We start from the raw sequence: 14,750 nt of genomic DNA, 5'->3' as shown, positions 1-14,750 counted from the left end.
GCAAGAGTAGAATTTATCAAAGTTTATCTTTAAATTTTTGTTTATTGCTCATATAAACGAAGCTTAGCACTTCGGCCACGGCCCTAAAAAGATGTGCTGGTATCGTATCATCAACTTCACAAATTTTATAAAGCTCTCTTGCGAGTGGTGGATTTTCATAAATTTGCACACCATTTTCAACGGCTATTTTTTTGATTTGCAGTGCTAAAAAATCAACACCTTTTGCAAGTATTATAGGTGCTTCGTCACGACTTTTATCATATCTTATCGCCACGGCGTAGTGAGTAGGGTTTGTGATGACTACGTCAGCTTGTGGGATATTTTGCATCATTCGACGCTTGGCTGCACGCATTTGTGCTTGACGAATTCTGCCTTTTACCTGCGGATCTCCTTCCATTTGTTTATATTCATCTTTTATCTCTTGTTTGCTCATACGAAGGTCCTTAAAATACTGAAAACGCACGATGAGAAGGTCGATAAGGCCGATCACAAAAAGTATAAAAAGCATAACGCTAACTAGGATAATGAGCTTTTCTTTTAGCCAAGCAAGCTGATCAAACATAGAAAAAAAGAGCGTGTGCGGTAGCTCCTTTATAAACTGCAAGAAAAAATAAAATCCAACTCCAAAGACGATGCTAACTTTTAGCACGATTTTAATGCTATCTATCACTTTTTTCATCGAGAATAAATTTTTTAGCCCTTTTAGTGGGTTGATCTTGCCAAAGTTTGGCATTATAGGCTTTGTGGTAAAGATAAATCCAAACTGCATTACATTTGCGATGACACCAGCGATCGCCACACAGATACAAACTGGAAGTATCATAAGAAGCGACCTTGCAAAGGTATTTACGACGATCATTTTTACAGTTGGCAAGGTAAGTGGCTGACCGATAAATTTTGAGTAGTAGATATAAAGTGAGATGATCTGTTCTTTCATAAAATTTAGCATCGCAAGCAGTACACCAATAGCGATGACAAGGGTCACGAACCCGGCTAGATCCTGACTTTTGGGGACGTTACCATCCTTTTTGGCATCCTCTATCTTTTTGGGGGTCGCTTCTTCGGTTTTTTCCTGATCTTCGCCTGCCATTATTATCCTGAGTTTGGTTAAATTTTGGCGATTATATCTAAAGCGAGGTTAAATTGAAGTATTTCTTATGTAGTCAAGCTATAGTAAATCTTATACAAAGTAGATTAATAATTAATACTATTCAATAAAAATAAATAAGATATATCTTATCTTGAATAACTAAAACTACTTAAAAATAATTTATAATAAATAATAAAATTTATTTATATTTAACTATAAAACATTATAATTATGATCTAATTCTATTTTTAAAGGAGCATTTAATGAAAATTAAGTCAGTTTTGTTGGGTTTGGTTGCGTTAGCGACGGCGCTAAACGCTCAAAATTTGATCCAAGACGCGCTAGATGCGGGTCTAGTCGCTATCCCTAGCGATCTAAAGGCGCTAACCAAAGCGATAAACGAAGCTTCTCCGGATGCTGAGAAATATCCAACCACTATGGCTGCTTACGAGCTTGGTAAGAGGCTCTATTTTGATCCGAGATTATCAAAATCCGGCATTATCAGCTGCAACACCTGTCACAACTTGGGCTTAGGCGGAGCGGACGGCGTACCTGCATCTACAGGTCACAAATGGACCCCAAACCCTCATCACGTAAATGCTCCGACGGTTTACAACTCCGTATTTAACTCGGTGCAGTTTTGGGATGGACGCGCCGCTCACCTAGCCGCTCAGGCTGCCGGCCCGATGACTGCGATGCCGGAGATGGCTTCTACTCCGGAGCTTGTCGAGCAAAGGCTAAAATCGATCCCAGCGTATGTGAGCGAGTTTAAGGCCGCGTTTAATAGCGACGTGAGCTTTGAGCTGGTAACGACGGCCATAGGTATCTTTGAAAGAACGCTCGTAACTCCGTCTAGATTCGATAAATTTTTAGAAGGCGACGAGACTGCGCTAAACGGCGCTGAGAAAAAAGGACTAAAAACCTTCATCGACAAGGGTTGCGCTACATGCCATAACGGCATAAATTTAGGCGGTACTTTACAACCGTTTGAGGTTGCGGGCAAATATGAATTTGCAAATTTGGGCGACTTTAAAGGCGATGCAAACGGTCTAGTAAAAGCTCCTACGTTACGCAACATCGAGCTAACGGCTCCGTATTTTCACAACGGTGCAGTTTGGTCGCTAAAAGATGCCGTCAAAATGATGGGTAGCGTACAGCTAGGTATCGAGATAAATGACAAAGAAGCCGCCGATATCGTGACGTTTTTAAATTCACTAACAGGCAAAATGCCTAAAGTCGAATATCCGTCCTTCCCTGCATCTACCGAAAAGACCCCAAAACCGGAGCTTGACTACTAAGCTAAACAAAAAGGCGGATAAATTTCCGCCCCATTCAACTTAAATTTATAAATTTTTGGGTATCATCCGTTTCTTACAACCAACAAAGCTCCCCAAGTCTTTTGAAATCCAAAAGCGCTTTTTGGTCTTACCAAATTTAGAAAGGTAGAGTATGTCAAAATACGCTATATTTAAGCACGGCGGCAAGCAGTATCGCGTCAGCGAGGGTGAGTACCTTAAGCTAGATCACTTTAGTGCTGAAGCTAAATCAACCGTTGAGATTACAGAAGTTTTAGCTGTAAATGACGGCGAAGTAAAGGTAGGTGCGCCATTTGTTAAGGGTGCAAAAGTTGTTCTTGAGGTCGTTAATGAAGGCAAAGACAAAAAAGTAGTTATCTACAAAAAACGCAGACGTAAAGACTCAAAACTAAAACGCGGCTTTAGAAGACAATTTACACGTGTAAAAGTCGTAAGTATCGCAGCTTAAGGAGATAAGATATGGCACACAAAAAAGGTCAGGGTTCAACCCAAAATAACCGTGATAGTATCGGACGCCGATTAGGTGTTAAGAAATTTGGTGGTGAGTTCGTTCGTGCTGGAAATATAATCATCCGCCAAAGAGGAACAGCAACTCACGCTGGAAATAACGTAGGTCTTGGCAAAGACCACACAATTTTTGCATTAGTCGACGGCTTTGTAAAATTTGAAAGACTCGATAAAAACAGAAAAAAAGTATCTGTTTATCCAGCTGCATAATACCAGGGGCACTCGTCCCCTCTTTTTTATATTCATTAAATAACTTCAAAGATTATAAATTTCGATATAATTTATACTGATAATCATATTTTAGTAAGTTAAATGCAGTCTTTTATGATGAAAATAGATAAAAGCGAAATTTTAAAATATCTTGTAGAAAATATGGTAGATAAAAATCTGCTAACAGATATAAATACTCTTATTGACGACAGTATTAAATCTTTAAAAATTGACATAATGGACAATAAAATAAGTTCTAGTGATGCTGAAAAAGTCGTAAAATATATACAGGGTAGCGATAAATTTAAAAGTTTAATCGACAAAGTCATAGAAAAAGATCAGTCGCCCGCTAAATCTAATGGCGGATTTTGGTTTGGTATGATTATAGCTGGAGGATTAGCTTACGGCGGGTACGAGATGTTTTTGGAGCGTTATACGATAGAGCAGGAGTATGCGTTTATATCCTCTTGCGTCGGTGAGTATGGCGGTTATTATCAAAAAGATTACTGCGTTAAGCGTCTAAAGGAGTGCTTGAAAGATGATAAAAAAATTAGCGAATGCTCCTATTCGTTGCTTGGTCGCTAAAATTCGCAGTCAACTGCCGACGCTCATTTAGTCGCATGGTTGGGTGTCGTAATTTTTATTGATATTGCTAAAATTTTTTTCAGAATTCGTCGCTATATTTTCGTAAATTTCATCTCCTAAAATTTCTCTTTCAAATTTATCGTCGGCGAGCGGCTTATAGTCGTTAAGCTTTTTGTATTCGTCTTTGTCGAGTAAAAATTTATAAATCACTTTTAGCTTATCAAACGTTTCTTGAGTGCTTGACTTTTTGTTTTTAACTCTTTGCATGAGCTTTTCATATCTTTTTGCTCTTCTTTCCACATCTTTTTCACTGTGTAAAATTTCATCAAAATCTACAAAAGATTTTAAAAAATCTCTCAGCGTACATCTTGTTTGGCTTACACCGTTTTGTATATTTTCTACAAGTTCTTTGCATTCATGCTCATAATTTTTTGTCGCCATATGTCGCCCGGCCTTTTTGTAAAATTCCAAAATTATACCACAAGAAAGGAGGTGATAAGAATGGATACGTCAGGTATGAGTCAAGAAGAGCTTAATTTGTGGTCGGATATAAACAATCCAAATAATGACGCTAATATGGATGACTGGGCGGATGCGCATAATCCAAACAACATGATTATTTGGGTGATGATGCCGACGACGAGTAGCTTTGGTATTTGCAAAAGTAGGTTGCGGCTAGCAAAATATATTTATGCAGTCTGCTAATTTTATAGCCGATTTTGAACGGCTAAATTAAATAAAAAAGGGTTAACAATGGCAAAATCAGGAGTAAGACCGCCAAATGGTCCGAGCACTACAGGTAATCCAAGTGGTAAAGGTCGCGGAAACAATCCGCCTAAAAAATAGATGTTCTCCTCCTTCGGGAGGAGCAAGCTTAAGGAGTGAATATGAAAATAGCTTTATATTTTGACTGTCAAAATGTAAGCCACGTTTTCTTGCGTGATGTAATAAGTTATTGTCAAAACGAGCACTACGAGATCATTATAAAAAAAGCGTATAAAGATTTTACTAAACATTGTGGATGGGATGAGGTTTTGCAGGCCAGCGACATAGAATTTGTTCATGTTTTTAATTGCAAGTCTAATTGTGCCGACTTATCACTTTGTTTAGATGCACTCGAGGATATTATGGTGTCTACCCAAATAGATGCCATAGGTATCATTTCAAGCGACTGCGACTTTATGCCGCTTACTATAAAGCTTAAAAAATTGGGGAAAATAGTTTTGGGTTTTGGGGAGCAAAAAACCAAACAATCGGCAAAGGATGCATATTCAAATTTTATTTTATTACACCGCCAAATAGATAAAATTTGCGATCTTTCCGACATTGTTCAAGCAGTTAAGGAAAGTAGCGGTAGCAACAGCTATGTTTGCAATGCTAAAGTAGTGAACTTTTTACAAAACAAAGGCAATAAGGTAAAACCAACTGACTATGGTTTTACGTCTTGGAAAAATCTCTATGAAAGCAATGCTCAAATTTTTAAGATAAAATCCGATTTTAAAAGTGATCTTGCCGTAGCATTGGTATAGTTTTAGTAATTTTAGATATAATCTCTTTAAAAACTAAGGTAAAAAATGTTTATAGATAGTGCAAGATTGACTCTAAGTTCGGGGCATGGTGGAGCTGGAGCTGTGAGTTTTCGCCGCGAAAAACATGTCATTTTGGGTGGTCCTGATGGCGGAGATGGCGGAGATGGCGGAGATGTTTATTTTGTTTGTGACAACAATACCCATACTTTAGCAAACTATAAGGGTAAAAGAGCCATGAAGGCTGGCAATGGTGAAGCTGGCATGGGCAAGCGAATGACTGGCAAAAAGGGCGAAAATTTAGAACTAATAGTCCCTCCTGGCACAGCTGTTTATGATGCACAGACAAATGAACTACTCTGTGACATAGTTAGCGAGGGGCAAAAGACACTATTTTTAAAAGGCGGTAAAGGTGGACTCGGAAATTTTCACTTTAAAAGCTCTATCAACCAAGCTCCAGAATACGCACAAAAAGGTATGCCAGAAGAGAGCATAGAGGTCAGGCTCGAGCTAAAGCTCATTGCTGATGTTGGTTTAGTGGGCTTTCCAAATGTTGGTAAATCAACGCTTATTTCAACAGTATCAAACGCCAAACCACAGATCGCAAACTACGAATTTACCACGCTTACGCCAAAGCTTGGACTTGTTGAGGTTGATGAGTTTAGCGGCTTTGTTATGGCTGATATCCCTGGTATTATTGAGGGAGCTAGCGACGGACGCGGCCTTGGCGTGCAGTTTTTAAAGCACATCGAGAGAAATAAAATTTTGCTTTTCATGGTAGATAGTGCGAATTACAGAAGCATGAGCGAGCAGTTTAGTGTGCTAAAAGAAGAAGTCGCTAAATTTTCAAGCGTACTTGCTAGCAGGGACTATGCTATCGCTATCACCAGAGTCGATGCGGCGGAAAATTTAGATGAAAATATAAAAGAATTTATGAAATTTTTAAAGCTAAAGCCAGAGCAAAACGGTAAATTTATCTACAAACAAGATTTACTCGGCTTTGATCATTTAAAACCATATTTTATTTTGCCGATCTCATCAGCGACAAACGAAAACATCGACGAGCTTAAATTCGCACTTCTTGAGCTACTTAAAAATGAGCTTTGAGTTGTAACTTTTTGGCGCTTTGAGCATAGAAATTTGAGAGTATAAAATGAAGAAAATTTTTTGCATTATACTATTTTACTTTAGCGCATATAGCTGTGATCCAGCGGATCCGGCATATATGTTTTTGGATTACAATGACATAGATCGTGACGGCATGCTAAATTTAGGTGAATGGACGGCTTGCAAGGTGCCACCAGAACTAAAAATAGCACCAGATTTATGCACTAGTGAGGAATTTAAAAGGCTGGATCTTGATCGTAGTGGCAAAGTTAGCATTAATGAGCTAGGAAGTTTGATATTTCAAAAGATTGACTGGCAAGAAGATCCATGCGCCTCTTGGCTGACTAACAGTAAAAACGTAGATCAAAATAAAAGTCGTTGAAATTTAAAGGAAAGTGATGAATGTAGTTTTTATGGGGACGCCTGATTATGCGGTTAGGATACTTAGGCACCTAAAAGAAGCCGGCTTTAATATAAAAGCGGTCTTTACTCAGCCTGATAAACCAGTTGGCAGAAAGCAAATTTTAACCCCAAGCGAGGTGAAAATTTACGCACAGAATGAGCTAGCAGGCGTACCAGTCCTTACACCAAATACGCTAAAAAATGAGGCGGTAGTTAACGAACTAAAGGCATTTAAGCCCAAATTTATTGTAGTAGCGGCTTATGGCAAAATTTTACCTCAAAGTGTCCTAGACGTCGCCACCTGTATAAATTTGCACGCTTCTATCTTGCCAAAATATAGAGGTGCGAGCCCTATACAAAGCGCGATCCTAGCAGGCGAGAAGCAAACTGGCGTCACAGCTATGCTAATGGATGCTGGGCTTGATACTGGCGATATGCTAGACTTCATCTACACGCCTTGCGAGACTAAGATGTCAAGTGAGCTTTTTAGTGAGCTAGGCGAGCTAGGCGGCGAGCTAATCGTAAAAGTGCTTAAAAATTTTGAAAATTTAAAACCACAAAAGCAAGACGATGCGCAGGCCTCGCACTGCAAAAAGATAAGCAAGAGCGACGGACTTTTTAGCTTTGATGAAGAGGCGGGACAAATTTATAATAAATTTCGTGCGCTCACACCTTGGCCGGGGATTTATCTAGCTAGCGGACTAAAAATTTTATCGCTTGAGCTAAGCAAAAAAAGTGGCAAAAGCGGAGAAATTTTGAGTGTAGAAAAAGATCACGTTGTGGTTGCTTGCAAGGGTGGGGCGGTCAAAATTTACGAGCTTCAAGAGCCAAGTAAAAAGCCAACAAACGCAAAAGCATATATAAATGGTAAGCGTCTTAGTGTTGGCGACAAGATAGAGTAATAATCAAATTTAATAGGAGAAAATATGAAAAATGCGCTAAGTATAGCAGGTGTTGATCCAAGCGGCGGAGCTGGAGTTTTAGCTGATATAAAGGTCTTTATAGCACACGGTGTATATGCGATGGGAGCGATCACGGCGGTCACTGCTCAAAATACAAAAGGTATATTTGGCATGCAGCTAGTTGAACCAAAGCTCATCGAGGATCAGATAAGAGCGATATTTGATGATATAAGAGTTGATGTGATAAAAATAGGCGTTGTCCCAAGCGTTGAGATCATTAAAAGCGTCGCAAGAACGCTAAGAGAGATCAAAAATTTACCGCCAGTCGTGCTCGATCCTGTAATGAGCTGTAAAAATGGCGACATCTGGCTAGAGGGTGCTGCAAAAGACGCGATTGTGGAGGAGCTTTTTCCGCTTGCGAGCGTGATCACGCCAAATATCTTTGAAGCGCGTGAAATTTTAAAGCATGAGCTAAAGAGCGAGAGTGAGCTAAAAGAGGCTTGCAAGGAGCTTTTGAAATTTGGCACAAAAAGCGTCTATCTAAAATGTGGCGAGATAGAAGGCAAGTCGCTTGATATATTTTATGATGGCAGTGAATATGAAATTTTTAGCGATGAGCGTATAAAAACGACTGCGACACACGGCTCAGGCTGCTCGCTATCAAGCGCTATAGCTTCAAATTTAGCAAATGGCCAAAGCCTAAAAGAGAGCGTAAAAAATGCGCATGATTATATCTTTAACGCTATCAAAAATGCGGTCATCATCGGCGGTGGACAAAATCCGGTAAATCACTTCTATAAATTTAAGGTGTGATTTGAAAGTAGAGTTTTTTCAAAGTCTGCCTTCGACGCAGGAATTTTTGATAGAAGCCCTAAAAAACGGCGAGATAAAAGCTCCGTATATGGTCGTGGCGTATAATCAAACAAAAGGGGTCGGCAGTCGCGGTAACAGCTGGGAAGGGCTTGGCGGAAATTTGTTTATGTCATTTTGTATAAGCGAAGATGAGCTACCAAGCGACATACCTCCGCCCTCGATCTCGATATATTTTTCTATGCTGATGCGTGAAGTCTTGAGCGAACTTGGCTCAAAGTGCTGGTTAAAATGGCCAAATGACTTTTATGTGGACGAGCGCAAGATAGGTGGCACTTTAACAAATAAAGTAGATGAAATTTACATTTGTGGCATGGGGATAAATTTAGCTAGCGCGCCTGAAAATGCGGGCATTTTGGATATAAAAACTAGCGTAGATGAGCTAGTTTGGGGCTTTATTAGCATGCTTGATAAAAAGATTTTATGGAAGCCAATTTTTAGCAAATTTAGGATAGACTTTTGCAAGTCAAAAGGTTTTATTACGCATATTGCAAATAGAGCTGTTTCGCTTCAGGATGCTGAAATTTGCGATGATGGAGCGATCTTACTAAATGGGGAAAAGGTATATTCTTTAAGATGAGCGAGATAATAACAATAGCTAATCAAAAAGGCGGCGTTGGCAAGACCACAACAGCCGTAAATTTAGCCGCATCACTGGCGGTTGCTGAAAAAAAAGTATTATTAATAGACATCGATCCACAGGCAAATGCGACAACCGGACTTGGTTTTAGCAGAAGTGACTATGAGTTTAACATCTATCACGTCTTAACAGATAGAAAAAAGCTCTCGCAAATCGTATTAAAAACTGAGATCCCAACACTTTTTTTAGCTCCGTCAAATATAGGACTTGTCGGTATTGAACAAGAATTTAACGATCAAAATAAGGACTATAAACTGATCCTTAAAAATAAAATTTCAGAAGTTGTAAACGACTATGATTTTATTATAATTGATAGTCCTCCAGCACTTGGTAGCATTACGATAAATGCTCTTAGTGCAAGTGATAGTGTTATCATCCCGATTCAATGTGAATTTTATGCACTTGAAGGCTTGGCTCAAATTTTAAATACGGTTAAGATTATTAAGAAGACAATAAATCCAAAGCTAAATATAAAGGGCTTTTTGCCGACTATGTTTAGTTCGCAAAATAATCTCTCAAAAGAGACCATTGCAAATTTAAAGCAGCATTTTGAAAATAAGCTCTTTAAGAGTAAGGACAGCAAAGAGGAATTTGTGGTCGTTCCAAGAAATGTAAAACTTGCTGAAAGCCCAAGTTTTGGCAAGCCAGTGATACTTTATGATATAAAATCACCAGGCTCGATCGCGTATCAAAATTTGGCATATTGTATTTTAAACTAAAAATTAAGGAAAAAAATGGCTAAAAAAGGTGGATTAGGGCGAGGACTTAGCGCGATACTTGAAGATGTAGAGCAGGCCTACAGCAAAGAGATTGCAAATTTAAATGACTCTGAGATAGTCGAAGAGATAAATATAGATGAAATTTTACCAAACCCATACCAGCCAAGAACGCATTTTGACGAGGAAGCTTTAAAAGAGCTAAGTGCCAGCATCAAAAGGCATGGACTAATACAGCCAATAATCGTCATCAAAAAAGATGATGGCTACATGCTAATAGCTGGTGAGCGCAGATACCGCGCCACAAAGTTGCTTGGAGCAAGCAAGATAAAGGCGATCATCGCTGACATTAAGTCTCAAAATTTAAGAGAGCTTGCTCTTATCGAAAATATCCAACGTGAAAATTTAAATCCGATCGAACTTGCAAAGTCGTATAAAGAGCTCATAAATGAGTATAAGATCACACAAGATGGCCTAGCAAACATCATCCATAAGAGTAGAACTCAGATAACAAATACGATGAGGCTTTTACTTCTTAGTGACTATACACAAAAACTTTTACAAGAAGATAAGCTCACACAAGGCCATGCTAAAGTTATAGTTGGGCTTAGCACTGAAGAAGAAAAGATGGTTGTTGATACGATAATTGGTCAAAAGCTAAGCGTTAGAGACACAGAAATTTTAGTAAAAAAGATAAAAAATAAGGAAGAGATAAAAGACAAAAAGCCAAAAATTTCTGAGGAAATGAGCAAAAAATTATCAAATTTACAAGAAATTTTTAAAAATTTAAAGATAAAGACAAAAGTAAAATCTGGTAATCTAGTTTTAGAATTTAATAATATTTCACAGGTGGAAGAATTTATTTCTAGGCTAAAATAGAATTACAAATTTATTTTTATTTTTAGTAATTTATTGTAAAATCAGACTTTAATTTGAATATTAAATAAAACTTAATGATAAAATAAGGAGAGTGGATGTTAGAAATAGATGTGCCATTGATGCTTTTAACGGCTGTCGTTTTCTTGGTATTGATCGCTATTTTGAATTCCTTGCTGTATAAGCCAATGCTCAAATTTATAGATGACAGAAATGCTTCTATAAAAAATGATGAAGAGAGTACTAGCAAAAATGCAAGTGATCTAAGCGTTCATGAAAAAGAGATTGAAGAGATTATATTAAACGCAAGGACTGAGGCCAATAAAATAAGGCAAGAAGCCTTAAATTTGGCAAAAGAAGAGTCTTTAAAAGAAGTAAATGCCGTAAAAACTAGTTTAGAGGCTGATTACAATGAATTTTTAAATGCTCTAAGCTCTCAAAAAGATAACCTAAAGGCAGATCTATCAGCTAAACTACCTGAACTTAGAGCGGCTTTAAATGCCAAGCTCTCTAAAATTTAAAGGAATTTTATGAAGATAAAAATTTTATTTTTTCTAGCACTTCCATTTCTAGCATACTCTAGCGAGCATGGTGGAACAAACTACGACATAGTCGAGAGAACGCTAAACTTCTTACTTTTCTTTGCTATTTTGGTCTATTTTGCTGCTAAGCCACTAAAAGCTCTTTATCAAAGCAGGATCGATAGGATCGCAAATAAGCTTGAGAGTATCCAAGAGAAGCTTCGTGAGTCAAAAGCTAAAAAAGATGACGCTCTAAAACGTGTAGAAGAGGCTAAGCAAAATGCAAACTCTTTAATCGAAACTGCTAAAAAAGAGGCTTTAAATTTAGCTGCTAAGGTTAAAAGTGATGCTCAAAATGATATAACAAATCTTCAAAAGAGCTACAAAGAGCAAAAAGAATTTGAAGAGCGCAAGATGACAAAAGGCGTTGTAAATGAAATTTTGAGCGACATTTTCTCGAGTGATAGCCTAAAAGTCGATCAAAAAGAGCTTGCAAATATCATACTTAAAAAGGTTAGCTAATGAATGAAGTAGTAGCTAAAAAATACGTAAAGGCGATCTTAAGCGACGTAAAGTCCAATGAACTTAATGCATTTGTTGAAAATTTATCAGAGCTAGCTGCTGCTTTTGCTAGCGATAAATTTAAAAGCATTATAAGTTTGCCGACATTAAAGGCTTCACAAAAGGTTAAATTTGTACTATCTTTGGTTAAAAATCAAGATGCTAAATTTGCAAATTTTATTAAGCTTCTTGGCGCAAATAAAAGACTGGAACTTATCCCAGCGATCTTAAACGAGATGAAGATAGAGCAATCTTTGCTTGAAAATACATATCGTGGCGAGGTTATTGGAAATTTTGATCTAAGCGCTGAGCAGCTGAAAGCTTTGGAAGAGAATTTCTCTAAGAAATTTAACTCTAAGATCAAGCTTAATGGCTCAAAGAGCGATTACAACGGCGTAAAAGTTGAGTTAGATGATTTAGGTGTCGAGGTAAATTTCTCTATCGATAGACTAAAAAGTCAAATGAGTGAATATATATTAAAAGCAATTTAAAAAGGAGTGAAAGCGTGAGTGCAAAAATTAAAGCTGACGAAATTAGCACGATAATCAAAGAGCGTATCGAAAATTTTGATTTAAGTGTTGATGTAGAAGAGACCGGTAAAGTCATCTCAGTCGCTGATGGCGTTGCTAACGTTTATGGTTTGAAAAACGTTATGGCTGGCGAAATGGTTGAGTTTGAAAGTGGCGAAAAGGGTATGGCTCTTAACCTTGAAGAGAGCAGTGTTGGTATAGTTATCCTTGGAAAAACTAGCGGTATCACAGAAGGAAGCTCTGTAAAAAGACTAAAAAAACTTCTACGTGTGCCAGTTGGCGACGTATTGATCGGCCGTGTTGTAAATTCACTAGGTGAGCCAATCGACGCAAAAGGCCCAATTGAAGCTACCGAATCTCGCTTTGTTGAAGAAAAAGCAAAAGGTATTATGGCTAGAAAGAGCGTTCATGAGCCACTTCAAACAGGTATCAAAGCGATTGACGCACTTGTGCCAATCGGTAGAGGACAAAGAGAACTAATCATCGGCGACCGTCAAACTGGAAAAACAACAGTTGCTATCGATACTATTATCAACCAAAAAGGTCAAGATGTTATTTGTATCTATGTAGCTATCGGTCAAAAACAATCAACCGTTGCTCAAGTCGTTAAAAAACTTGAAGAGTATGGCGCTATGGACTATACAATAGTTGTAAATGCTGGTGCTAGTGACGCAGCCGCACTTCAATACCTTGCCCCATACGCTGGTGTAACAATGGGTGAATATTTTAGAGATAACTCTCGCCACGCGCTAATAATCTATGATGACTTGTCAAAACACGCGGTTGCTTACCGTGAGATGTCTTTGATCTTAAGAAGACCACCAGGCCGTGAAGCTTATCCGGGCGACGTTTTCTATCTTCACTCAAGACTTCTAGAAAGAGCAAGTAAGCTAAATGACGCACTAGGTGCGGGATCTTTAACAGCTCTACCTATTATTGAGACTCAAGCAGGAGACGTTTCAGCTTATATTCCAACAAACGTTATTTCTATTACAGATGGTCAAATTTTCCTTGAGAGTGACCTATTTAACTCAGGTATCCGTCCAGCGATCAACGTTGGTCTTTCTGTATCTCGTGTTGGTGGTGCGGCTCAGATCAAAGCTATCAAACAAGTTTCTGGTACACTAAGACTAGACCTTGCTCAATACCGCGAACTACAAGCGTTTGCTCAATTTGCAAGCGACCTTGACGAGAGTTCGAGAAAACAACTAGAGCGTGGTCAAAAGATGGTTGAAGTGCTAAAACAACCTCCATATTCTCCACTTCCAGTTGAGAATCAAGTAGTTATCATATTTGCTGGCGCTAAGGGTTATTTAGATGATGTTGCAACTGCAAATGTAACAAAATTTGAGGCTGAGCTATATCCATATATTGAGGCAAAATACCCTGAAATTTTTGAGCAAATCAGAACTAAAAAGGTTCTTGATAAAGAAGTAGAAGAAATTTTACATAAAGCGTTGAAAGATTTTAAAGCGACTTTTGCCGCTAACTAGGGCTGAGATATGTCAAATTTAAAAGATATAAAACGAAAGATCAAGAGCGTACAGAACACTCAAAAGACGACGCGTGCGATGAAGCTTGTCTCAACAGCGAAGCTTCGCAAAGCCGAAGAGGCTGCTCGCTACTCTAGAGTTTACGCTCTTAAGATCAATGAGGTTTTATCAGAGATAGCTTATAAGATCAATCAATATGCTTCAGTTATGACTGAGAGTAAATTTTTTAATACAACAAAGAGTGTAGAAAAGGTTGATATTATATTTGTTACCGCTGATAAAGGGCTTTGCGGTGGCTTTAATGTCCAGACTATAAAGACAGTTAGGCGCATGATCGATGAGCTAAAAGCCAAAAAGATCAAAGTTAGACTAAGAGCTGTTGGTAAAAAAGGTATAGAATTTTTCAATTTCCAAGGCGTTGAACTACTTGAGACTTACGTCGGAGCTAGCTCTTCTCCTACATATGAAAAAGCTCAAAAGATCATAAAAGACGCCATTGATGACTTTACAAACAGCATAACAGATAAGGTCGTACTAATACACAATGGCTATAAAAATATGATTTCTCAAGAGATTAGAGTAAATGATATTGTGCCTATTGAGCCGTCTAAGATAGTTGCGGTTGAGACAAATTCTTTGATGGAATTTGAGCCAGAAGACAATTATACTAAGATCATGGATGAATTGCTTAATAAATATTTTGAGTATAGTATGTATTATGCTTTAGTTGACTCTTTGGCGGCTGAGCACAGTGCTAGAATGCAAGCTATGGATAATGCAACAAACAATGCTAAACAACGCGTTAAACAGTTAAATCTTGCTTACAATAAAGCAAGACAAGAGTCTATTACCACTGAGCTTATCGAGATCATCAGTGGTGTTGAATCAATGAAATAAA

At 38.1% G+C, this 14,750-nt stretch carries 20 protein-coding genes; 18 read left to right on the top strand and 2 right to left on the bottom strand.

Annotation, left to right across the window (positions count from 1 at the left end):
- Nucleotides 1-16: 16 nt before the first annotated feature.
- Entirely contained in the window at nt 17-1,090 is a 1,074-nt protein-coding gene (flhB, locus tag ATCC51562_RS03665) for a flagellar biosynthesis protein FlhB (RefSeq protein WP_035167257.1), read from the bottom strand.
- 263 nt (nt 1,091-1,353) lie between these two features.
- Here flhB and ATCC51562_RS03660 point away from each other — a divergent pair, with 263 nt between their 5' ends.
- The 4 genes from ATCC51562_RS03660 (at nt 1,354) to ATCC51562_RS03645 (ending at nt 3,708) form a co-directional block, all read left to right on the top strand.
- Nucleotides 1,354-2,388, top strand: a complete 1,035-nt coding sequence (locus tag ATCC51562_RS03660; protein WP_021090973.1) for a cytochrome-c peroxidase — start codon at nt 1,354-1,356, stop codon at nt 2,386-2,388.
- A gap of 151 nt (nt 2,389-2,539) precedes the next feature.
- On the top strand, nt 2,540-2,854 hold the full coding sequence (rplU, locus tag ATCC51562_RS03655) for a 50S ribosomal protein L21 (RefSeq protein WP_021090648.1): 315 nt from the start codon (nt 2,540-2,542) through the stop codon (nt 2,852-2,854).
- Nucleotides 2,855-2,865: 11 nt separating this feature from the next.
- Nucleotides 2,866-3,123 carry a 50S ribosomal protein L27 gene (gene rpmA, locus ATCC51562_RS03650; RefSeq protein WP_002942569.1) on the top strand — a complete coding sequence of 86 codons (258 nt, stop codon included), beginning with the start codon at nt 2,866-2,868 and terminating at the stop codon, nt 3,121-3,123.
- Between the two features lie 114 nt (nt 3,124-3,237).
- Nucleotides 3,238-3,708, top strand: coding sequence for a hypothetical protein (locus ATCC51562_RS03645; protein WP_021090926.1), 471 nt, complete (start codon nt 3,238-3,240; stop codon nt 3,706-3,708).
- A gap of 27 nt (nt 3,709-3,735) precedes the next feature.
- Here ATCC51562_RS03645 and ATCC51562_RS03640 read toward each other — a convergent pair whose 3' ends face one another.
- Nucleotides 3,736-4,149 carry a hypothetical protein gene (locus tag ATCC51562_RS03640; protein ID WP_021090621.1) on the bottom strand — a complete coding sequence of 138 codons (414 nt, stop codon included), beginning with the start codon at nt 4,147-4,149 and terminating at the stop codon, nt 3,736-3,738.
- A 60-nt stretch (nt 4,150-4,209) separates the two neighbouring features.
- Here ATCC51562_RS03640 and ATCC51562_RS09655 point away from each other — a divergent pair, with 60 nt between their 5' ends.
- The 14 genes from ATCC51562_RS09655 (at nt 4,210) to atpG (ending at nt 14,749) form a co-directional block, all read left to right on the top strand.
- The gene (locus ATCC51562_RS09655) at nt 4,210-4,413 is read left to right on the top strand and encodes a hypothetical protein (protein WP_162141880.1); all 204 of its coding nucleotides are present in this window, start codon (nt 4,210-4,212) and stop codon (nt 4,411-4,413) included.
- Between the two features lie 182 nt (nt 4,414-4,595).
- Nucleotides 4,596-5,237, top strand: a complete 642-nt coding sequence (locus ATCC51562_RS09410) for an NYN domain-containing protein (RefSeq protein WP_021090569.1) — start codon at nt 4,596-4,598, stop codon at nt 5,235-5,237.
- A 45-nt stretch (nt 5,238-5,282) separates the two neighbouring features.
- Entirely contained in the window at nt 5,283-6,341 is a 1,059-nt protein-coding gene (gene obgE, locus ATCC51562_RS03630; RefSeq protein WP_021090983.1) for a GTPase ObgE, read from the top strand.
- A 46-nt stretch (nt 6,342-6,387) separates the two neighbouring features.
- Entirely contained in the window at nt 6,388-6,723 is a 336-nt protein-coding gene (locus ATCC51562_RS03625; protein WP_035167254.1) for a GDP-mannose dehydrogenase, read from the top strand.
- Nucleotides 6,724-6,739: 16 nt separating this feature from the next.
- Nucleotides 6,740-7,645 (top strand): methionyl-tRNA formyltransferase, encoded by a 906-nt coding sequence (gene fmt, locus ATCC51562_RS03620; RefSeq protein ID WP_021090956.1) that lies wholly within the window; start codon nt 6,740-6,742, stop codon nt 7,643-7,645.
- 24 nt (nt 7,646-7,669) lie between these two features.
- Nucleotides 7,670-8,458, top strand: a complete 789-nt coding sequence (gene thiD, locus ATCC51562_RS03615) for a bifunctional hydroxymethylpyrimidine kinase/phosphomethylpyrimidine kinase (protein ID WP_021090908.1) — start codon at nt 7,670-7,672, stop codon at nt 8,456-8,458.
- A 1-nt stretch (nt 8,459) separates the two neighbouring features.
- Complete coding sequence (locus ATCC51562_RS03610) at nt 8,460-9,095, top strand: biotin--[acetyl-CoA-carboxylase] ligase (protein ID WP_021090928.1); 636 nt, start codon at nt 8,460-8,462, stop codon at nt 9,093-9,095.
- On the top strand, nt 9,092-9,874 hold the full coding sequence (locus tag ATCC51562_RS03605) for a ParA family protein (RefSeq protein WP_021090449.1): 783 nt from the start codon (nt 9,092-9,094) through the stop codon (nt 9,872-9,874). Before ATCC51562_RS03610 ends, ATCC51562_RS03605 begins: the two co-directional genes overlap by 4 nt.
- Nucleotides 9,875-9,889: 15 nt before the next feature.
- Nucleotides 9,890-10,750 (top strand): ParB/RepB/Spo0J family partition protein, encoded by an 861-nt coding sequence (locus ATCC51562_RS03600; protein ID WP_021090740.1) that lies wholly within the window; start codon nt 9,890-9,892, stop codon nt 10,748-10,750.
- Between the two features lie 95 nt (nt 10,751-10,845).
- Nucleotides 10,846-11,268, top strand: coding sequence for a FoF1 ATP synthase subunit B' (locus ATCC51562_RS03595; protein ID WP_021091014.1), 423 nt, complete (start codon nt 10,846-10,848; stop codon nt 11,266-11,268).
- A gap of 9 nt (nt 11,269-11,277) precedes the next feature.
- The gene (locus ATCC51562_RS03590; RefSeq protein WP_021090842.1) at nt 11,278-11,790 is read left to right on the top strand and encodes a F0F1 ATP synthase subunit B; all 513 of its coding nucleotides are present in this window, start codon (nt 11,278-11,280) and stop codon (nt 11,788-11,790) included.
- A complete protein-coding gene (locus ATCC51562_RS03585; RefSeq protein ID WP_021090519.1) occupies nt 11,790-12,320 on the top strand; it encodes a F0F1 ATP synthase subunit delta in 531 nt (176 codons plus the stop codon). Before ATCC51562_RS03590 ends, ATCC51562_RS03585 begins: the two co-directional genes overlap by 1 nt.
- Before the next feature lie 14 nt (nt 12,321-12,334).
- The gene (atpA, locus tag ATCC51562_RS03580; protein ID WP_021090910.1) at nt 12,335-13,852 is read left to right on the top strand and encodes a F0F1 ATP synthase subunit alpha; all 1,518 of its coding nucleotides are present in this window, start codon (nt 12,335-12,337) and stop codon (nt 13,850-13,852) included.
- A 9-nt stretch (nt 13,853-13,861) separates the two neighbouring features.
- On the top strand, nt 13,862-14,749 hold the full coding sequence (gene atpG / locus ATCC51562_RS03575) for an ATP synthase F1 subunit gamma (RefSeq protein ID WP_021090772.1): 888 nt from the start codon (nt 13,862-13,864) through the stop codon (nt 14,747-14,749).
- Nucleotide 14,750: the final 1 nt, after the last annotated feature.

This window comes from Campylobacter concisus ATCC 51562, assembly GCF_000466745.1.
GTDB classification, from domain to species: domain Bacteria; phylum Campylobacterota; class Campylobacteria; order Campylobacterales; family Campylobacteraceae; genus Campylobacter_A; species Campylobacter_A concisus_B.
This window is presented reverse-complemented; position numbering and strand designations above follow the sequence as displayed.